Annotated in this window: 19 protein-coding genes; 6 read left to right on the top strand and 13 right to left on the bottom strand. The window is 49.7% G+C overall.

The window, feature by feature from the left end; genetic code table 11:
• Positions 1–46 precede the first annotated feature (46 nt).
• The 4 genes from C2M29_RS02195 to C2M29_RS02180 all read right to left on the bottom strand — a co-directional run bounded on the left by C2M29_RS02195 (position 47) and on the right by C2M29_RS02180 (position 3,859).
• Positions 47–646, bottom strand: a complete 600-nt coding sequence (locus C2M29_RS02195; RefSeq protein WP_105188181.1) for a 5-formyltetrahydrofolate cyclo-ligase — start codon at positions 644–646, stop codon at positions 47–49.
• Between the two features lie 12 nt (positions 647–658).
• On the bottom strand, positions 659–1,204 hold the full coding sequence (locus C2M29_RS02190) for a hypothetical protein (protein WP_105188180.1): 546 nt from the start codon (positions 1,202–1,204) through the stop codon (positions 659–661).
• A 174-nt stretch (positions 1,205–1,378) separates the two neighbouring features.
• Positions 1,379–2,917, bottom strand: a complete 1,539-nt coding sequence (locus tag C2M29_RS02185; protein WP_105188179.1) for a S10 family peptidase — start codon at positions 2,915–2,917, stop codon at positions 1,379–1,381.
• 60 nt (positions 2,918–2,977) lie between these two features.
• Positions 2,978–3,859: a dTDP-4-dehydrorhamnose reductase family protein gene (locus C2M29_RS02180; RefSeq protein WP_105188178.1), complete on the bottom strand. Its 882-nt coding sequence runs from the start codon at positions 3,857–3,859 to the stop codon at positions 2,978–2,980.
• Between the two features lie 410 nt (positions 3,860–4,269).
• Between C2M29_RS02180 and C2M29_RS02175 the strand changes: the two genes are divergently transcribed.
• The 4 genes from C2M29_RS02175 to mrcB all read left to right on the top strand — a co-directional run bounded on the left by C2M29_RS02175 (position 4,270) and on the right by mrcB (position 8,605).
• Complete coding sequence (locus C2M29_RS02175; RefSeq protein ID WP_105188177.1) at positions 4,270–4,608, top strand: P-II family nitrogen regulator; 339 nt, start codon at positions 4,270–4,272, stop codon at positions 4,606–4,608.
• Between the two features lie 12 nt (positions 4,609–4,620).
• A complete protein-coding gene (locus tag C2M29_RS02170) occupies positions 4,621–5,850 on the top strand; it encodes an ammonium transporter (RefSeq protein WP_105188176.1) in 1,230 nt (409 codons plus the stop codon).
• A gap of 89 nt (positions 5,851–5,939) precedes the next feature.
• Positions 5,940–6,101, top strand: coding sequence for a YqaE/Pmp3 family membrane protein (locus C2M29_RS02165; protein WP_105188175.1), 162 nt, complete (start codon positions 5,940–5,942; stop codon positions 6,099–6,101).
• A 209-nt stretch (positions 6,102–6,310) separates the two neighbouring features.
• A complete protein-coding gene (gene mrcB, locus C2M29_RS02160) occupies positions 6,311–8,605 on the top strand; it encodes a penicillin-binding protein 1B (protein ID WP_105188174.1) in 2,295 nt (764 codons plus the stop codon).
• A gap of 71 nt (positions 8,606–8,676) precedes the next feature.
• On the opposite strand, the gene C2M29_RS02155 is transcribed toward mrcB, so the two are convergent.
• The 7 genes from C2M29_RS02155 to C2M29_RS02125 all read right to left on the bottom strand — a co-directional run bounded on the left by C2M29_RS02155 (position 8,677) and on the right by C2M29_RS02125 (position 17,934).
• On the bottom strand, positions 8,677–10,083 hold the full coding sequence (locus C2M29_RS02155; protein WP_105188173.1) for a C69 family dipeptidase: 1,407 nt from the start codon (positions 10,081–10,083) through the stop codon (positions 8,677–8,679).
• A gap of 48 nt (positions 10,084–10,131) precedes the next feature.
• Entirely contained in the window at positions 10,132–11,442 is a 1,311-nt protein-coding gene (locus tag C2M29_RS02150) for a phosphatidylserine decarboxylase family protein (RefSeq protein ID WP_105188172.1), read from the bottom strand.
• A 29-nt stretch (positions 11,443–11,471) separates the two neighbouring features.
• Complete coding sequence (locus tag C2M29_RS02145) at positions 11,472–12,839, bottom strand: agmatine deiminase family protein (RefSeq protein WP_105188171.1); 1,368 nt, start codon at positions 12,837–12,839, stop codon at positions 11,472–11,474.
• A 517-nt stretch (positions 12,840–13,356) separates the two neighbouring features.
• A complete protein-coding gene (gene hemL, locus C2M29_RS02140) occupies positions 13,357–14,637 on the bottom strand; it encodes a glutamate-1-semialdehyde 2,1-aminomutase (RefSeq protein ID WP_105188170.1) in 1,281 nt (426 codons plus the stop codon).
• 24 nt (positions 14,638–14,661) lie between these two features.
• Entirely contained in the window at positions 14,662–15,678 is a 1,017-nt protein-coding gene (locus C2M29_RS02135; protein ID WP_105188169.1) for an aspartate carbamoyltransferase, read from the bottom strand.
• Between the two features lie 126 nt (positions 15,679–15,804).
• Complete coding sequence (locus tag C2M29_RS02130; RefSeq protein ID WP_105188168.1) at positions 15,805–16,239, bottom strand: CopD family protein; 435 nt, start codon at positions 16,237–16,239, stop codon at positions 15,805–15,807.
• A 12-nt stretch (positions 16,240–16,251) separates the two neighbouring features.
• Positions 16,252–17,934 carry a chloride channel protein gene (locus tag C2M29_RS02125; protein ID WP_105188167.1) on the bottom strand — a complete coding sequence of 561 codons (1,683 nt, stop codon included), beginning with the start codon at positions 17,932–17,934 and terminating at the stop codon, positions 16,252–16,254.
• Positions 17,935–18,138: 204 nt separating this feature from the next.
• Here C2M29_RS02125 and erpA point away from each other — a divergent pair, with 204 nt between their 5' ends.
• Positions 18,139–18,477, top strand: coding sequence for an iron-sulfur cluster insertion protein ErpA (gene erpA / locus C2M29_RS02120; RefSeq protein ID WP_105188166.1), 339 nt, complete (start codon positions 18,139–18,141; stop codon positions 18,475–18,477).
• A gap of 59 nt (positions 18,478–18,536) precedes the next feature.
• Here the strand turns inward: erpA and C2M29_RS16665 are convergent, their stop codons facing one another.
• Positions 18,537–18,716: a hypothetical protein gene (locus C2M29_RS16665; protein ID WP_105188165.1), complete on the bottom strand. Its 180-nt coding sequence runs from the start codon at positions 18,714–18,716 to the stop codon at positions 18,537–18,539.
• Positions 18,717–19,017: 301 nt separating this feature from the next.
• Here C2M29_RS16665 and C2M29_RS02110 point away from each other — a divergent pair, with 301 nt between their 5' ends.
• Complete coding sequence (locus C2M29_RS02110) at positions 19,018–19,251, top strand: helix-turn-helix domain-containing protein (protein ID WP_105188164.1); 234 nt, start codon at positions 19,018–19,020, stop codon at positions 19,249–19,251.
• A gap of 208 nt (positions 19,252–19,459) precedes the next feature.
• Here C2M29_RS02110 and C2M29_RS02105 read toward each other — a convergent pair whose 3' ends face one another.
• On the bottom strand, positions 19,460–20,872 hold the full coding sequence (locus tag C2M29_RS02105; RefSeq protein ID WP_105188163.1) for an AmpG family muropeptide MFS transporter: 1,413 nt from the start codon (positions 20,870–20,872) through the stop codon (positions 19,460–19,462).
• Between the last annotated feature and the right edge of the window lie 42 nt (positions 20,873–20,914).

Below are 20,914 nucleotides of genomic sequence, written 5' to 3'. Positions count from 1 at the left end.
GTGCTCACAAATGAGTTAATAGCTAAGGTTGCGGATTATTGTACCACTACCTGTGAGGGCAATAAATTCGCTCTGGGGTGACAATGTAATCTAAAGGCACATCCCAACTGGCCACCGGCAGCTTATCTAGGTGCTGACACTGGTGCGCCACGCCAATTAATTTAGGGCGATGGGGCGCATCCGGCGGTATCTGGGCAAAGGTGCGGTCGTAATATCCACCTCCCATGCCCAAGCGGTTACCCTGGCTATCAAAGGCCACCAAGGGGGTTAGGATAAAATCCAACGCCGCCACGGGGCTCACATGACTGCAATTCAACTCGGGCTCCAAGATACCATAGCGGTTAGTGCTCATGGGTGAATTTTCTTCATATCTCTGAAAGAGCAAATGCACCCCAGTGAAGGGGTGTAAAATGGGCAGAAATGGTGCTGCGTTATTTTCCCACAGCCAACTAAATATGGGGTCTAGGTTGGGTTCGCCATCATTGCTTAGATAGGTGCCTACCCGGGCGTTTTCTGGGGTTGTTATGACTTGAGAAATATTAATTTTCAGCGCGTTTGCGGCACTTTTTTGCTCTTCTGGAGTAAGCTTATTACGTAAATTTCGCATTCGCTTACGAATGTCAACACGTTGCTCATCAAATTGCATAGCGGTCTTATATTAAAAATTAAACAGATCGGGATAAAAATAACTCACGCCCAGTAGGGCCAGCAGCAGGACGATCAGTAACGGGATCACGATTAACAGCGGTTGGCGAGAGGCGCTCGAAGAAGAGAGGTCGAGCTTCTCATCCAGACTGAGATCCAGCGCCAGGTCATCGGTGTGATTGCTTTGCTGCTGGTTCAGCAGATGCTCGCTGAAGCGCTGATCCATGTCGTCGAGCCGCTCTTCAAGGCGGATCAAGCTGCTGGTGATGTAATCCAGAGCTGCCAGCACTTGCTCATCGGCTTGCCCGGTTGCGGCTCTGGGTGTTTGCGCTGGCGCGGCGATGCGCTTTAATCGTGCTCGTACCCCCAGACCGGCCAGTACCTTGGCCTGTTTAAGCGCCTTAGTCTTCTCACTGGCGGGGAAAATCGCTTCACCGGCAAAAAAAGCCTCGACCTGTTGCTCGGCCAATTTCAGCCTTTGCTGCAGTGCCGCTGTGGCTTGCTCTAGGCTCTGGTCTTTATCGAGGTCGGCAAAGAGCAGGCGATATTGTTCACTCATATGTGTCCTAGGGTGATCGATGGGAGTGCCAGCGGCGACTCGCTTACAGGTAGGCTTGAGTATAAATCCTTTTATTTAAAAATAAAAAACCTAGCGGTGGGCGTCTGTGGCGCAAAAAAAGCCGCACTGATACGGTGCGGCACTGTTTGTTAGAGGAACACTCGGTACTGGGTATTAGTACTTAGCGGCTTCCCCTTCTGCCGGTAGGGCATTGAGGATAAACTCACGCAGGTCATTGTTTGAGCTTTCCAAGTCGGCGCGACGCAGGTACATCATATGGCCGCTGCGGTAGCCTTTAAAGCTCAGGCGCTCTTTCATCTTGCCGCTTGGGTCAAGTTGCCACATGGTGTATTTGGCATCGAAATAGTTGGTGGCACCATCGAAATATCCGGCTTGAACCAAGACATTAAGATAGGGGTTTTGCGCCATGGCCAAACGCAGGTTTTCACCCGTGTTGTTGTTGCTGCGATCCCAAGGGTGAACCGAGCCAAACATATTGTATTTAACGTCGGTTTTATAATTGAGCTCTTCACGCAGATAGTAGTTGATGGCCGGGGTAAACGAATGCAACCAAGAGGTCAATTCGGCCCAGTAGTCGGGGCGATCACCGGCGTTGCGTTTGTCTATGCCCAGGTAGCGCGAGTCAAGACGGCCCACGGTTTTACCCTGGCTGCGTAGCAATTCTTTCCAGAACGACGAGGTGGGAATATCCAGGTTGTTGTTTTCCACGTAAGTCGGCGATACACCGGCATAGCGTGCCACTTGCGCGACGATACGCTGCTTTTCTTCGGCGCCGATAAAGCCGCCTTTGGCGATAGCCGGGATCAATTCGTTGACCGTAAACTCTTCAACCTGAGGCAATAGCTCATCCAGATCAAGGGCTTGCAACTCGCTGTCCAGGGCTTTGTGATACCAGGCGGTGGCGGCAAAGTAGGGCAGGCGGTTAGCCGCTTCTACCGGACCTTCACGCTTGATACCAATCTCGGTAGGCGATACCAAGACCACGCCATTGAGGTACATCCACTGACTGTTTTGCAGTGCCAAAGCCAGACCGGAAACGCGGGTGGTGCCGTAGCTCTCACCGATTAAAAACTTCGGGGAGCGCCAGCGGTTGTGGCGGCTCACAAAGGTATTTAACCACTCGGCCAGGTATTTAATGTCGGCGTTAACGCCAAAGAACATCTCTTTTTGCTGATCGCGACTGGGCAGTTTGCCATCGGCGCCTGGCAGCACGCGTGAGTAACCCGTATTCACCGGGTTCACATAAAGAATGTCCGCGACATCCAGTACCGAGTAGGGATTTTCTTTTACGCCGTAAGGCTGTACCGGGTAACCTTCATCATCGATTTTTAGGACCTTGGGGCCGGTGTAGGCCAAGTGCATCCAGACCGAGGCTGAGCCCGGACCACCGTTAAATGAAATCAACAACGGGCGTTTGGTATCGTCATCGACACCGCTGCGCTTGTAGTAGGTATAGTGCAAGGTGGCAACGGCATCGCCGTTGTCATTCCACACAGGCTGGGTGCCGGTTTCGGCGCGATAAGAAATACGTTCGCCGTTAATGCGGGCCTTATGCTCGGTTATAACCTTGCTGTCGATATCGATTTGGCGACTGTGGGCCGCGGCATTATGTTGGTCTACCTCGGCCAGAGCCGATGGGGCGATCACCACGGCCAAAGACAGGGCCACGGCTTTTAGATGGGTTGCAAACATGATTCACCTTTTCGTTTTTCTTCTCGCTCTATTAAAGGAGCTTGCAGTGGAAACTACAAGTTATTGCGATAAGTGGGGTGTCAGCACCTTGGCGATGCGAGTAGCAAAATCACTTTTTATTTCAATTCCCTGAACGCCAAGTCGGGTGTCTTTGAGGGCACAATCCAGCGGACGCGTAGCGCTACCGCTTGTGTCTACTGCCGTGGCGGCCAGGATGCTCGGGTCTAAACCTAGCTGCGGCGCCATCAATTTGGCCATTTCCAGCTTGGTTAAACGCTCATTGGCGCTGAGGTGATACATGCCCTGTAGCTGGGCGCCCTGGGTGTTTATGGCACCAGCCAAGGCCTCGGCGATATCCGCGGTGTCGGTGGGAAAACGCTGACATTGATCATCGAAGCGGGTCGCGCCGTTTTTAAGTTGCTCGGCAATGACGGTCACCGCAGACTCACCAAGGTAATTGACCTCGCCGTAGAGCACCGGAATACGGACAATGGCCGCGTGCGGATACTGTGCTTGCAACAGGACTTCGCTGCGCGCCTTGGACTGCCCGTAGAGGTTTAGGGGATTTGTTTTTGCATCCTCAGCATAGGGCGGATTGCGACCATCGAATACATAGTCGGTACTAATAAAAATCAGCTTACAGTTAAATTGCTCGCAACACTTGGCAATGTGCTCGGTGACCGCGCAATTGAACTTGATGCTGTGCTCTGGGTCATTATCGAACTTATCCGGGTTGCGCTCGGCGGCGCTATGAATAAAGAAGTTGGGTCGATGCGATGTAAAGAGGGCGCTGATGGCATCTTTATCGAATAGATCGGCTTTGACTATGGGTGGCTGTGCCCGAGAATACCCAAGGCCTATTACCTGATGCTCTCGGTAGAGACGCGCAAACAGGGCGCGGCCGAGCAGCCCGGTGGCACCGGAGACGATGATTTTAGCCATATTTTTACTCTCTAACGGCAGGGAAAGCGGCAGCGTAACTGTGGTAAAGCGTAAAGTCAAAGTGTCTATTATTGTCGAAATATCTTTAAATTTGAGCAGAAAATTAACTAGTTAAGTAAGCTCGCGCCGGACCATGATAATCTCGAAGCCTGTTTGCACAGTGTCGACCAGCTTTTATACCGGGCTAAGGCTCAGGGTAAAAAACAGTTATTGGTTGCCAGCGGCTAGCTCTCTATAGCGCCGACCCTTGCACAGCTTTGGCAAAAACCCTCTTTTCACGCACCAAGATGGTGCGTTTTTTGTGCGTAAAAAAGGTTATCTTTTTGTTAATTAAAGAGAAAATATTCTGGCACAAAGGTTGATGTTAACCCTAGGACAATAATAAACCGAATCGCCTACGAGGGGGCTATATGAAAATGATCAGTGCCATCATCAAGCCATTTAAGCTTGATGAAGTGCGAGAAGCGCTAGCAGAGCTGGGGATCGAGGGAATGACAGTGGTGGATGTAAAAGGGTTTGGCCGTCAGCGTGGCCATACCGAACTCTACCGCGGTGCCGAGTATCAGGTGGACTTTATTCCCAAAATTAAAATCGAGATTGCCACGCGCAGTGAAAATGTGGAGCGAGTGGTGGAGTTGATCACCCGGGTTGCCAGCAGCGGCAAAATAGGTGACGGCAAAATATTTGTTTTCGATCTTGAGCAAATCGTGCGCATCCGAACGGGTGAGCTTGATGAAGAAGCGATTTAGGGGGACGCACTCATGGAAAACACCATAGTTGAATTACAATTCTCATTGAACACCTTTTACTTTTTGATCTCCGGCGTATTAGTCATGTGGATGGCGGCGGGCTTTGCCATGCTCGAGGCCGGGTTGGTGCGCTCAAAAAATACCACCGAAATTCTGACCAAGAACGTCGCCCTTTACGCCATTGCCTGTACCATGTATTTGCTGATCGGTTACAACATCATGTATGTGGGTAACGGCGAGGGCGGTTTCGTGCCCAGCTTTGGCACCTTGATTGGCAGCCAGGCCAGTGATGCAGATCATGCGCTGGAGTCGGACTTCTTCTTCCAGGTGGTGTTTGTGGCCACGGCGATGTCGATTGTTTCCGGTGCGGTGGCCGAACGCATGAAACTCTGGGCCTTTTTGGTCTTCTGCGTGGTAATGACCGGTTTGCTTTACCCCATTGAGGGTTATTGGACCTGGGGTGGCGGTTTCCTATCGGCCATGGGCTTTGTCGACTTTGCCGGTTCGGGCATAGTCCACGGCGCCGGTGCTGCAGCTGCCTTGGCCGGGGTGTTAATGCTGGGCGCTCGTCGCGGTAAATATGGTAAAAACGGTGAAATCTATCCTATTCCCGGCTCTAACCTGCCGTTGGCAACCTTGGGCACCTTTATTCTGTGGATGGGCTGGTTTGGCTTTAACGGTGGCTCGCAGCTGTTGATCAGCGATGCTGAAAATGCCAGTGCGGTGGGTAAAATTATGCTTAACACCAATGCTGCAGCAGCGGCCGGTGCCATTGCTTCCTTACTGGTGTGTAAAACGTACTGGGGTAAGGCCGACCTGACAATGGTGCTCAATGGTGCGCTGGCGGGTTTGGTGGTGATCACCGCCGATCCGGCATCGCCATCACCTTTACTGGCGTTACTGCTCGGTGCCATCGGTGGCATGGTTGTGGTGTTTAGCATAGTGGCCTTGGATAAGATGCATATCGACGACCCCGTTGGGGCTATTTCGGTGCACGGCGTATGCGGTGCCCTGGGTCTGATCTTGGTGCCCCTATCCAACGATGAAGCCAGCTATACGACTCAGTTAATCGGTATCTTCTGTATCTTCGGCTTTATCTTTGTCGCATCATTAATTGTGTGGGCAATTTTAAAGAGCACGGTGGGGATCCGCGTCAGCGAGGAAGAGGAACTCAGTGGTATGGATCAGCATGACTGCGGTATTGATGCTTACCCCGAGTTTGTATCGGTACGTTCAAGTTAATCAGCAGGTTATTACTCACAGCGGCGAGTTTATCTCGCCGTTTTTTATGACTATAATTTTATTTTCAGCCCCTTTAAAAGGTTTCGAACATGGATAATAAATTACTGCTGATCATACTTTCAATCTTTCTGCCGCCGGTTGCCGTATTTCTAAAAGCCGGTGCCGGTAAGCACTTAATTATCAATATTCTTCTGTGCTTCTTATTTTTCTTACCCGCGGTTATTCACGCCTTGTGGGTATCAACCCGTTAAAGCATAACCAGTTAGGCACAGCGCCCTGCGTGCCGCCTGAGTCAGCCATGCTCTGGTCTTGGGCAAGCTAAAAAGTCAGTATCAGTTAAGCTAGTCTTAGCTAGCCTTAACCTGCACCCTGTCTTGGCATACTCGTGGGCAATTAATTTTGCTCGTGAGTATGCTAAGCTTCCACCAATTTTTCATTCAAGCCGCGCATTAGCAATCCTATGGCGACAAAAAAGACACCCACGAAGAAACAACGTAAGAAAAAGTCCAAGGCCGCACCGCCTTCAAAAATGAAGCGCCTTGGTAAGCGACTATTTTCCATTGCCTGGAAAGTCGCCCTGGTCACTATTATCAGTGTGGCCCTGTACATGATCTACCTTGATGCCAAGGTAACCCGACAATTTGAAGGGAATAAATGGCAGTTGCCGGCGCAGGTCTACGCCCGTGCAATGACCTTTTACCCTGGACAATACCTGTCTCTGGCCGAGGTAGAGTGGGAGCTGCAACGCCTTAACTACACTCAGGTGACCAAGCTTAATCACACAGGTCAATATGAGCAAAGCAAAACTCGTTTGCGTATTTACCGTCGTGCCTTTGAATTTGCCGACGCCAATGAACAGGCACACATTATCGAGTTGCGTTTTAGCGGCAACAAAGTTGCCAGCGTAAAAAACAACATAGGTCAGCGCCTTGAAAGCGCTCGTTTGGAGCCGGTGCAAATTGCCCGTATTGGTAACGACGAAACCCAAGACCGCGAATTTGTGCCGCTCGATAAATTCCCCGAGTTGCTTAAAGAAACCTTGCTGGTGGTCGAAGACCGCAATTTTTATAAGCACCATGGTGTCTCCCTGTGGTCCATTATGCGTGCCCTGTATGCCAATATTCGTGCCGGGCGCACGGTGCAAGGCGGCAGTACCCTGACCCAGCAGTTGGCGAAAAACTTCTACCTGACCCGTGAGCGCTCTTTGGTGCGGAAAATGAATGAGGCGTTGATCGCGCTGATTCTCGACTATCGCTATACCAAGGACGAGATTTTAGAAGCCTACTTAAACGAGGTTTATTTAGGGCAGTCATACACCAAGGGCGTACACGGCATGGGTCTGGCGGCGGAGTTTTATTTCTCTAAGCCCATCGACGAGCTGGAGTTTGATCAAATTGCCTTGCTGGTGGCCTTGGTTAAGGGACCGTCCTATTACAACCCGCGTCGCTTTGAAGAGCGAGCCATGGAGCGCCGTGATCTGGTGCTTAGGCTAATGGCGGAAGATGGCCTGATCAGTACCACAGAGTATCGTACGGCCCTTAATCGCCCGTTGGACATTGCACCTATGCGCCGCGATATAGACAAAACCTACCCGGGTTATTTGGAGCTGGTCAATCGCCAGTTGAAGGAATTGCTGACCGATAAGGAAACCCTGGATGCTGGGGTGAGGGTGTTTACCTACCTCGATCTGCAAAAGCAAGAAGCAATGGAAGACGCCATCGCTCAGTCTTTGCCCTATTTAGAGAAGCGCCCAAAAACAGAGCAACTCGAAGCGGCCATGCTTTCGGTCAATCGCCAGGTAGGCGGGGTATCGGCCCTGGTTGCCGGTCGCGATATGCGCTATTCCGGTTTTAACCGCGTGTTGGATACCAAACGAAATATCGGTTCCCTGGTTAAGCCGGCGGTATACCTGAGCGCCTTGCAGGTGCCGCGCTATAATCTTGCTACCTTGTTGCATGACGAGCCGCTGGAGCTGACCGATGAGCGTGGTAAGGTATGGAGCCCAGACAACTTCGACCACCAATTCCGCGGTGCCTTGCCCTTGTATAAGGCTTTTAGCAACAGTATCAACATTCCGGCGGTGAATCTGGGCCTGGATATTGGCGTCGACAAGGTAGCCAATACCTTACAGGGCCTGGGTGTAGAAAGTCATATTAACCAGTTCCCGTCCCTGTTACTGGGGGCTTTGGAGCTCTCCAGCTACGAGGTGGCCCAGCTTTATACCACTTTAGCCAACGATGGCGCCTATACGCGCTTAACCAGCATTTCGGCTTTGACCGATAACGGTGGCAAGTTGCTGTATCAGCATAATCCGCAGTGGCAGCAACGCTTCCCGAAAGATGCCATGTATATGACCAAATATGGCATGAAACGGGTGACTAAAGACGGCACAGGTAAACGCCTGAACAAGCATTTCCCCACCATACAGCTGGCGGGTAAAACCGGCACCAGTAATAATCTGCGCGATAGCTGGTATGGCGGTTTTGACCAAAATACCGTGACCGTGGCCTGGTTGGGCCGCGATGATAACCAGAGCACCGGCCTGACCGGCGCGGCGGGTGCGTTGGAGCTGTATATTCGTTATCTACGCCAGCTTAACCCGCAGTCCATTGCCGATGAGCGTCCTGAAGGTATCCGCTGGGCCTTTATCAATGAGCAAACCGGTATGCAGGCCCCTCCTGGGTGTGGCAAGGTGATTCAACTGCCGATACGGGCCAGTGAATTTAACCCCAGACCCAGTTGTGTGCGTCCGTAAGGGCGCGTAACGGATGTAAAAAACCGCCTACCGGCGGTTTTTTTATGGGTGCTACTCGCTGTTTGCTGAAGCTACTCGGTGGGAGGAGCAATAGCCGCTAACTCATTCATCAACTGGTTCCTTCTTTGATGCGCAAATTGCAGCATCAGATCACAGTTTCCTAGGGCGTAGCGATTAAGAAAAGACATTGTCTGCTGTGTGGAGTTTGCCATCATGTCAGCGAGACTTGGCATTAAGTTATGCAGCTCATCATAGAGTGCAATTTCTTGTGCTCTAATTTCACTGCCAATAAATGACAGGGCGTGCTTTTGATGGGCATAAGCTAAAGTGAATAAGGTGCGATAGGCCCAGTAGGCGCCGTGCGCATCAAAGTTATTTGTACCGCTATGGTAGCTAGCGGGAAAAGACTTCACAGCGGCAAAGAAAGGTAGATACATTGCACACAGAGGGGTGCTAACGGCTTGCCAGATCACCCCCTGAAGCTCATGGCATTGTTGCTTATCTAAGGTAATGATATGACTTTCAGCGGTTTTGTCATAACCGATGGGGCGGTTAGCCTTACCCTCAAGCTCGGTGCCCTCATAGGTGGCGGTTAATACGCCAATCACGTCGGGAACGGACACTAAGGCGTCGGGTTTGAGAAAGAGTGGATATTGTTGCTGCCGGGTTGGCTGAGCTAGCGAGGGGGTGAGTTTAAGCTGAGCGAGCCAAATGCGGTCAACATTATAAGCTTGACCCGTTACACCGAAAGCTTTCGCAAAATTAAAATTATGTTTATCCGCATCGGGCAATAATTGGTGTTGGCAGACAAACTCGTATAATCCGGATGAATGTAGAACCTCGGGAGAGTTAAGGTCGATATCATGAATGCGCATGGCATTGGCAACAACCAGGTAGCTGTCTTCAGGCACTTTTACAGCAATCCAATGGTGACAGGAGCCATTTTCAAAATACCAAATTTCATTGACGTCGGCGATGGTGACACCATTTACTTCGGCGCTGCCATATTGCTCGATATATTGCCCCAGCAATTGAATTCCGTGTCGGGCAGACTCGGCCTGGGGTAAAATTAACGTAGGAATGACGGCCTCGGTTATACCACCTTGTTTAAGTAAGGGATCGGCCTGAGCCGCCTTGTCATTCATGGCCAGAGTGTTGGTGGCAGATATAGCGACATTTTTCTCATTGATCCCCCGTTCTTCATACAAAAACTTTGCAGGCATTAAGGCGCTTGCTTCGTTATTTGCCTCAAAGTCTGGTGACGCACTATAGCTAAATGCTTGGGTTGGTTTTGGAACTTTTAGTCCGTTACCAAGCTGCCACAGGCCATTAGTAATCACTTTGTCATTGGCGTATTCCGGTTGATGGCGATAGACAAAATATTTGTTCCAGATATCACGCTCGCAATCTTCGTTTCGGGAGATAATATTTTGTTTGTGTGTGGTTGCATTCGCACCCACTATTACACTGGTACACATAATCAATCCTCAAAGAGAAAAGGAAGGTTACCCTTCCTTTGTCGTGACTTACTTACCCTGGGTAGGCACCACTTTAGCTATTTCAGATCTGACGTGAATAGGGGAAGTTAGCAGGTAATTTTGCCCTTCATTGAGTTCCTGACCATGAAAGTTAAAGCTGAGATTGACGCCTTTTCTAAACAATAAACAATGGGTCGAACCACCAAAGTGGAACATGCCGAGTTCATCACCTTTTTTAACAATTTGCTGCGGCTTCACCGTGACGTCACAGGTTGATACTTCAGCCATACCCACGGCCATAAACGCCATTAAGCCAATAGCAGGGTTGTCGGCTTTGATATAAATAATGGCCCGTGTTGCCATTTCCGTGATATAGCCCTGTGATTCATTGGGTCCGGCGGGATCTTCACCTATTGCAGGAGCCTCTGCGTAATAGCTGCCATCTACAAATTCAATCATTTCTATGACGCCATCAACGGGACTATTCCAGCGGTGGTATTGGGTGGCGCTCAAAAATGCCTGGTATACGGTGCCACCGGCAAATTCCGGGTAGTAATCAGCATTGTTATTAAGCATGTGTTGCAAGGAATAGGGCTGACCTTTAATCCAGAATGTATCTTGGAGCTGAACATTGGTCGCCCATTTGTAAGGTGCAGATTCGCAGGCGTTGGCGATGACATTGTTATCATCGGGCGAGGCGACTGGACGCTGATCCGGTTTAAATACACGGGTAAAAAAGTCATCCCAGCATGAAAATCCATAGTGAGGTAGCGTTGGGTCACAATCAAACGTGCTAATAAATGCCTCACGTGAACCCGCCATTTTCTCCATGGCGGCGTCGCTTAACCAGCCCGTGGGGGAATCATTCAAGACCGACACGGATTCACTGGATTTCAGAAATTCGCCCCAGTCATTAAGGATGCGCTTAAAGTGCGTGTTTACTGTTGGATCTCTAAATGCGCAGTAGCCACTTTCCGTCGCCATTACCCGGTCAACGATGGCATTGATTGGAAATCCCACTAACCCAGTTTCGTTAAATTCAGGTGCCATGCTTAGCACGTAGTTACACATGGCCAGCATTTGCTGATAGTTTTCGACAATAGCCTCTGGCTCCGGACCACTGTCACCGCCATGTACTGGTGTGTTGTGGCGTTTAGGTTGTTCATTAAACATGCGAGTAAAGAGCATGAAAGCGCTGGCGTCGCCTTCAATATATTCTTTAAAGGCTTGAATGGATGGCTGTAAAGGCAAGTCCGCCTGCTTAGTCTTGGCTGCCAACTGACGCAGCCAGTCATTCAATGTTTCCTGGTCTTGCGGTAACCATTCACCAACTCGATATGGGGTGTGACTCGTATTCATATTAGTGTCCTTATCTATAAGTGTTAGGTTTAAGGGTGGGTTGGTTTAAGGCTGGCTAACCAGTTATCGACAACCTGCCTGGGCACGCCTCGGGTACGGCAATGCATCGCATCGGTACCGAGCCAGGGAAACTCAGGCTTACTCTCAATGCCAATAACGGTATGGTTTGGCAAGGCAGTTCGATAGGTCGCTAATGCCGCCTCATCGTATTTTTCGTAACCTTTGCCAGATAAGGGAACGTATGCAAAGTTGTTTAATATCAGACTATTAGTGTAAGCGGCTGTTGTTGCTGGTTCATCGGCATTAGGGATATACATGTCCTGACAAAGTACACGATAGACCTGATACTCTTGTTCGAAGTTATCCGCAATATGATTAAGTTTTTGATTAATATCGGCATTCTCAGATTGTGCAATCAGTACCTTATCTTCTGATAAAAACTTACCCCAACAATCTATATGGCCAATGTAGGTCCCTGTGGGGTCTTCGAGCACGCGATATGAGCTAATGCCCATAAATCGATTAAGTTGCTCGAGTATATACTTCATTCGCTTCTCAATGATCGCCGGCGCATTGCCATATAGATCCTGCTCATTGTGGGTGGGCAACTCATTTTGCGTTGCTACCAGATAGGTAGAAGCAATGTTGCCCTTGCCATCAACCATGTAGTTGCCGCCCACATCCAATAAGCCGGAATAATAGAAATTATGGACCTTAATGGGCGTCAACTTGGTTGGGTTCTCTTTATGCCAGCGAGCCTTATTCCACTGACGAATAGGATTGTTGAGAAAATCTGAAAATTTGACGGCGCCATAATCATCATTGGGTCTGAAGATCCCCAAGCCCTCTTTAGGTGATACATTCTCCGCACCTTCTACTAACCCCACTTCGCCGCCACCTAAGGTGGTATAGGTGTGCTTGGTGATCCCGTAATAATCAGAATCCTTGTTGTGCACCCACCAAGGTCCAAAATCCCGTGTCCAGAATGTATCCGTATCCCAGGGGACTATATGCAGGTGCTCTGGGTTATAGGTTAAACCGAGTGCCGACGCTGTTTCACTTAGCTCTTTATCAATGTTTTGTTTTTGGCTTTCATCGCCGCACATCACAAAAATATGGACGGGGTTTGACGTATCATTTTGCTGCATGCGGACAATCAATTCATTTGGAATACCAAACGCGCGTGGTCCGGAGGGAGGAAACTGAGGTTGGCTAGGTGCCACCGTGCCAGGGTAGGCAATGAGTACACCACCCATGGGCGCAAATTCCGCAACGGCTGTAACGCAGCTCGGGGTGTCGTTGTGATACACAGTATTGGGCAATTCTTTGACTAGTTGGCTGACTTCGGATGCCAGGGAAGCGGGAACTAACGTTGGGCGTTTTTTGGGGATAGACATAGGTACTCTCCGTGTGATTTTTTTTATAAAAACTGGGTCGAAGCAAAGGACTTTTCGCCAAAAGGCGAATAATAAAGCCCCTTGAATTTGATCACGTTCGTACAGCACTTAAACCATAGCCACGGATTGGCAAAACGCAATTTGAAGTGTTAAATTTTGGTTAATTTTTTATGGGTTGAAATTGGGGCCAACGATTATTTTGGATTTGACATTAACTTGTGGGCGCTAAAATGATGGCATCTCTAAACGGCTGACCGTCAAATCGGCAAGGTAAATAGCGCCGTTATCTGTAAGCGACTGTAAGATTTTTTTAATTACCAGCGAGTGGCTGAGGTGAGCAGTAAAGCAAAAGTCTTTGAGGAGCAGGCGCTGATAAGGACGTAACGTCGGTGGTTGGAATAAGCTTACTAGCGGTATTTATTAGGCGAAAGTAAGTAACAACCAGGTTTGGGGGAGGCCATTGGCTTTACAGCATTGTGAAACCGCCACAATGGCGGTTTCATTTTTCATTGCCAGCTTACAACTTAGCGAAGGCGCGCTCGGCCGCCGCTATGGTTTGGGCGATGGCTTCGTCATCGTGTGCCTGGCACACAAAGCCCGCCTCAAACGCAGAAGGAGCAAGGTATACGCCTTCTTCAAGCATCAGGTGGAAGAAACGCTTAAAGCGCTCTAAGTCGCACTCGGTGGCTTGCTGGTAACTGGTTACCTTGTCGGCATCGGTGAAGAAGAAGCCATACATACCACCGGCATAGTTGGTAGTAAGTGGGATACCGGCTTTGTCTGCGGCGGCCTGGAAGCCTTCACAGATGGCCTTACTTTTCGCTTCCAGCTCTTCGTGCAACCCTGGTTTGCTAAGCAGCTCTAGCGCCTTAAGGCCGGCTGCCATAGCAATTGGGTTGCCAGACAGAGTACCGGCCTGGTACACAGGGCCTACCGGGGCAATGTAGTCCATGATTTCTTTCTTACCACCGAAGGCACCCACCGGCATACCGCCGCCGATCACCTTACCTAAACAGGTTAGATCCGGCGTGATATTGTAATAAGCCTGGGCGCCGCCAAGGGCCACGCGGAAACCCGTCATGACCTCATCGAAGATCAGCACGCTCTTATATTCGTCACAGATTGCACGCAGGCCTTCCAGGAAGCCTTCAACCGGTGGAATACAGTTCATGTTACCGGCAACCGGCTCGATGATGATACAGGCGATCTCTTCCGGGTATTTTTCGAATACCGCTTTTACTTCATCCAGGTTATTGAAAGACACGGTCAGCGTGTGTTTCGCGAAATCTTCAGGAATGCCTGGTGAGTTAGGCACGCCCAAGGTCAGGGCACCTGAGCCGGCTTTCACCAGCAGTGAGTCGGCATGGCCATGGTAACAGCCTTCAAATTTTAAAATCTTATCGCGACCGGTGTAACCACGGGCCAGACGAATGGCGCTCATGGTGGCTTCGGTACCCGAGTTCACCATGCGTACCGAGTCGATAGAAGGTACTAGCTCTTTAACCTTCTCGGCCATATCGATTTCCGCTTCCGTCGGCGCGCCATAGCTTAGGCCGCGCTCAACCGCTTCGTGTACGGCCTGCTTAATTTCTGGGTGGTTGTGACCCAAAATCATCGGTCCCCATGAGCCGACATAGTCGATGTATTTGTTGCCATCGGCATCAAAGGTGTAGGCACCCTCGGCATGGGTGATAAATAATGGGGTGCCGCCGACGCCGTTGAAAGCACGTACTGGAGAGTTCACGCCACCTGGGATCGAGGCTTGGGCGCGGGTAAATAAATCTTGGCTTTTGCTCATGTTGCTTCCTATTAGGTTGGCAAATTAATCTTCACGTTTACGGCTGAACCAGGGCACAGTGGCCTCGTGTTTCTCGACCAGGTTGTCAACGCCCAGAGTTAGCGCAAACAAGGCCATGCGGATCAGCACGCCATTTTGTACCTGGCGGAAGATGGCCAGGTTGTCATTGCTATTTAGGTCATTATCCAGCTCATTGGCATCGCTGCGGCTATCGCGCGGCAATGGGTGCATCAATACCGAGCTCGGTTTACAGTGGGCGTTATAAATCGCCTGGCTGATGCGGAAACCACCGCGGTATTTATTGGCTTCTTCCTGGCTGGGGAAACGCTCTTCCTGAATACGGGTTTGGTAGACGATATCGGCGGCCAGATTGCCTTCCATTTTATCCACCAGTTCGATTTGGTGACCGGCATTGGTCACGGTGTCGAGAATGCTCTGTGGCATTTGCAGGCCATCCGGCGCCACCATGGTAAAACGCACATCTTTGTAGTGGCACAGCAGCTTAGACAAGGAGTGCACGGTGCGACCGTATTTTAAATCACCGACCAGGGCAATGTGCATGCCATCGACCTTTTGGCCAAAACGGGCCAGTTCGCGGTCTATGGTTAAGAGATCGAGCAGGGCCTGGGTCGGGTGCTCATTGGGGCCGTCACCGCCATTAAGAACAGGGACGCTGCAGCCGGTGGCGAACTCGGCGACCGAGCCGGCATCCGGGTGACGCATGGCTACGGCATCGGCATAGGCAGAAATAACACGCGCGGTATCATACAAGGATTCGCCCTTGGCCAGCGCCGAGCTTTGCATACCGGTTGTTTCACGTACCAAACCGCCAAGCAGGTTGAAGGCGGTGCCGAAGCTCACGCGAGTACGGGTACTGGGTTCAAAAAACAGGTTGGCAAGAATGGCGCCTTCGAGCACCTTAGTGCGTTTTTGTTTTTTGGCATAAGGTTCCATCCGTTTTGCGACTGCAAATATATGCTCGATACTGTCTCTATCGAGTTGATTTACAGAGAGAATGTGTTCACCTTGAAAGCGTAGCATGGAGGTCGTCCCAAACGTTAAAGTAAATAATTCGGTGTCCTGCCAGGGGGCTAATTTGCATGTGCGCCCCCGGCATTTAAACGCCACCGCGTTTGGCTGCGCACTATAGCAAATTTTTTAGTATTTTTAGAGTACTGGTTTCAATACTGCTAAAAAGATGATGGCCGCGAGGATCAGCACCGGAAATTCATTAAAAATACGGTAAAAACGATCGCTGCGGGTGTTGCGATCCTGTTTGAAGTCGGCCAGTAATTTAAAGCAGTAGCCGTGGTAGGCATACAGCACCAATACCAGCGCCAGTTTATAGTGCAGCCACATGCTGGCACGGAACCAGTCGCGGCCATATTCCATTATGGTCAGTACCCCAAACACCGCGGTCAAAATTGCAAAGGGGGTGACGAAAAACAGCAGGCGGCGCTCCATCACCTTTAACATGGCGCTGCAGGACTTTTCTTCATTTAGGGCATGATACACAAATAGCCGGGGCAAATAGAAAATACCGGCAAACCAAGCAACCATAAAAAACAGGTGCAGGGCTTTGTAAACTAACACTAAAGTCATGATGCTTCCTTTTTATAACAGGGCGTTACGAATGGTGAGAATGTGGCGAATTTGATCCCAACGTAAAATACCGACGATTTCTTTTTCATCGTGCATATCATACACATAGACCGCACCGCTGCGTTTATCTTTAAGAATATCAAAGGCATCGGCCAAGGTGGCCTGCGAGCTTACGCCATCGAGTTCCACATAACGAATATTGATGTTTTCTTGTGACATCAGGTTTAAATCGTATTCCGCCAAGCGATAACCGTTGTCTTCGTCGTACACAATGAGCGGCGTTTGCCCATCGAGGTGCGCCAGGGACTCCTTGATCAACTCCTTATCGTCGGAATACAGCAGCTTAAAGTTTTCATTCATCTCCGCCATGATACCGACCTTTTGCAGCGCTTCTTTGGCTGGGGAAACCTGATAGGTCAGCCCTTGAAAATCAAGCTGCTGCAAAAAGATGGAACGATTCCCAAATACCTGCAGCGCGGTCACATAGGCGGTTACTATTACCAACATGGCGGGCACGATAATCTGTGGGCTGGAGGTGAGCTCCATTACCGCTGTTAACGCCGCCAGGGGGGCGTGCAAGGTGGCGGCGAGTAAGCCGGCCATGCCTAAAACGCCATAGGTACCGGCGACATCGGTGCCCGGGGCGACCAAATGGGCAAAGAAGGACATCAGGGTGCCCATGACCACGCCCAACCCTATGACGGGGCCGATAATCCCGCCTGGGATCCCTAAACCGATGGCGAATAAGGTGGCCAGCAGTTTAGCGATTAGTATGGTCAGCAGCAGTTGCACATTATCCGGCGAGTTCATGGCAATGGTAATGGCGCTCATGCCCGAGCCCATGGCCTGCGGCACCAGGTAGCCTATGCCGCCGGCTATCACCCCGGCAATCAGCAACCGTGGCAACATGGAAAGCGGTTTAAAGGTGCGGATGATCAGCATCAGGTTTTTATTAAAGGCATAAGCCACTGCGCCCAAGGTCATGCCGCAAATCACCAGGTAAGGATAATGCCAAAAACTCAAGGGCGTTACGCTTATGAGAGCCAGCTCGGAATCGGCACCAAAGACAAACTGAGTGGCCAGGGCTCCGGTCACCGCCGCCAGCATAATAGGTACGAAAATATGCACCTTGTATTCACGGATCACCACCTCCATCACGAAAATCACCGCCGCCAGCGGCGTGTTGAAGGAGGCTGCAATACCCGCGGCGACACCACAACCGCTGAGGGTACGCATGGCGTTATAGGGCAGGTGCAATTGATTGGCAAGCATGCTGGCCCCGGTTGCGCCCATGTGCACCGAAGGGCCTTCGCGGCCCACAGAGAAACCACTTATGAGCGCCAGGGCACCGCCAAAAAACTGGTTCACCGTGTTGTAAAATGGCATTTGCCCATAGTGCATCTTCATGCGGTGAATAACGAAAGGGATCCCCAGGCGGTAATGCTTAAAGCCGGTAAGGTAGGCAAAAAAGGCAATAACGCAGGCGGCACCAACGGGAAGTAAAAAGCGTTGCAGCTCGCCCATGGTGGTAAAATCGTCGAAATCATCGAGAAACAGGTTTTGCGCTATGATAATAGTTAAGCGAAACATGATGATCAGACCCGCGGCGATAAGGCCGGCGGCGATACCTAAAAAGCACAGTTGCGCCGATGTTTTTGGCCGGGCAAGGCGACGTCTCAGCGCCTCTAGATGCATACCAATTCCTCAGGCTGAATAAGGGGGAGTTATATTATCAGTAGTTTATCAAAGCTTCTGTAATAAATCCTTGTTTAGTATCAGGGTTTGCTTCTTTGTATTGTGACTACTGCGATCGAGATTAACTAGGGCGGTGCAGCCAATACTTGATTAACTTAGTCGGGTATTAGATAATTTGGGCAAATAGGCAGTGAGAGAGACGGTATGTCCGAGCAAGTTCCAATTAAATTCAGTGATGCCGCAGCGGCGCGCGTTAAGCAGTTGATCGAAGAGGAAGAGAATCCTTCGCTAATGCTGCGTGTTTATGTCACCGGCGGCGGATGTTCTGGTTTCCAATATGGTTTTACCTTTGCCGAAGAAGCTAATCCGGGCGATATGCAAATTGAGAAAAATGGCGTGACTCTAGTGGTGGACCCCATGAGTTTGCAATACCTAGTAGATGGTGAAGTCGATTATACCGAGGGTCTGGAAGGTTCGCGTTTCTTCGTAAACAATCCTAATGCCACCACTACGTGTGGTTGTGGTGCCAGCTTTAGCGTATAACCGCAGTATAAAGAGAAAATAAAAAATGCCGCTTATGCGGCATTTTTTATTTTTGACGGTTATAAGTCACTGTTCGTTATATACACCATAAGAGTAAAGAACCCTAACACGAACAATGAAAAAATAATTATATACAAGAAACCCTTACGGCCCTGTTTTAGGGGAATATTGTTGGCATTAAGAAACAGCCACCAAGCGGCGCAGAGAATCACCGGCAACAAAAACAGCAAACGAAACATCTTTTCCCCAAGAATGATGATTTAACCCAATCTTAGCGCAAAATTCCAACCCTCTAAAGAAAAATTAAAGACTTAGCGAACGCCGTATAAATTAGAGCTATCTATCTAATTTATCAGTAGTATTTTATTGTCATAAGGTATGTAAACTATTTCGCGCCGAAATTAGGTAAACTTTTGTACATACGCTATACCTAAAATGGGACATGTGCTTTAATACTGGCTGAATGAGACGGGCAAATTTCATTCACTAATAATTATAGAAACTTTACAGCAATCGATTCATCTAGTAGGAGATGTAATTATGATGGGTAAAACCGTTTCCTCCGAGGAAAATGGCAGACTAACCAAGTGGCTTAAAGATAAACGCCATGAAAAGGGTCATACCATGCGCAGTCTGGCGCAGGTGTTGGGCACACCACATTCATTTATCGGTAAAATTGAAAACCAAGAACGTCGTTTAGACGTGATTGAATTTATCCGTTACTGCGAAGCACTGGATGTGGACCCTTATGAAGGGTTAGCGCTACTTAAATAAGCATTGAAAGCCTATTTTCTGGAGCCCAGGAAGGGCTCTATAGTTTTATACCAATTCACTTAAATAGCGAGTCATTCTAGCGGGCTAAATATCATGCTCACTATGTTGAAATTTTTCGATGTAGAATAACTACATATAAAAAATCCCGCCTTGTTAGTACATCATTTATCTAGCGCGATATCTGATCACATACTTAATAGAATTGGTATTATTCCTGCCCCTTGGCTTTACGCCCATTTTCATGAAACTGCCACTCCAATTGATACAAGCGTTTGCGTATCAAAAACAAAAATACCAACGACGGTATTACCATCAGCGCCGTGAGAATAAAAAACATCGACCAATCACCGTGCAACCAATCGTCGACTATCACGCCACTGTACCCCGATAACAGGGTGCGTCCAAGATTGCCCAGGGAGGCAAGCAAGGCATAGTGGGTGGCGCTAAAGGCGCGGTCACAAAGCATGGAAATAAAGGCCACCATGGCCACCAAGGACCAGGCCTGGGTAAAGCCATCGAGAACAATGGCCATCGCGTAAAGTGAGAGCTTGGGTCCTGCAACGGCAATCCAGGAGAACATCAGGTTCGATGCAGCCATAGCTATGCCGCTGATAAATAAACCTTTTACTATTCCGAAGCGATTATTAAACACGCTGCCTAAAAAGGCAAAAATAATGGTGAGTACCGCGGTGCCGAGCTTGGAAAAGGTGGCGATATCTGAGTTGCTAAAACCCACTTCTTTATAAAAGACGATGGACATGCGTGCCAGGAAAGCCTCGCCAATTTTAAAGAGGAAGATAAAGGCCAGTAAGGCTAAGGCGGTTTTAACCCCGTTACGGGTAAAGAAACTGCGCAGCGGCTCGATAATGGTCACCCCAAGCCAGGCAATCACGATATTTAACCAACGTGGTAAAACGGTGGCGTGTTTACCGAGTTGCTGCTGATACTGTTGCTCTAATCGGGCGTGCACAAGCTCGCGATTCGACTCGGGCTCTTGGGCAAAGAAGACATAGACGATCAATAGGGCGACAATCACCGCCAATGCCAAATACACATCAGGCCAGTCGACACCGGGAATATCCGCGGCATAAAAGGGCAGGGCGCCGAGCAGAGCATAACCTGTCCACCAACCACTGGTTGCCATGGCCGCCGCCGCCGACATTTTTTCACTTTCTTTTTCCGCCAAAATATCAATACGGTATGCATCAATGGCTATATCCTGGGTAGCAGACGCTATGGCGATAATCAGTGCCAGTAGGGCAATAACAAAAAGTTGTCCGCTGATATCGACAAACGCCATGCTCAGGGTGGCGGCAAACACAATGCAGAGGCAGCACAATATCCAGCTGCGGCGTTGACCCAGCCACTTGGTGAGCAGTGGAATACGCACACGGTCGACCAGGGGCGACCATAAAAAGTTAATGGAGTAAGCGCCAAACACCATGCCGAACAGGCCGATCATCGAACGGCTTAAGCCTTCGTCTTTAAGCCAGGCGCTCATGACCGAGCCAATCAACACCCAGGGAAAGCCGCTGCTGATGCCAAAAATAAACACGGTGACCAAGCGGCGGTCGCGAAAATGTTGGGTGAAGTCGCGTAAAGAGAGGGCTGTGTGGCTCATGCTTATTCTTATTATTAGCGAGAAGAAAAAGGGCGATTAGAC

Origin of the sequence: Pseudoalteromonas sp. T1lg48, from assembly GCF_002964785.1 — a bacterium.
GTDB lineage: Bacteria > Pseudomonadota > Gammaproteobacteria > Enterobacterales > Alteromonadaceae > Pseudoalteromonas.
Note: the sequence above shows the minus strand (reverse complement) of the source record. Positions and strands in the feature narration are given on the sequence as shown.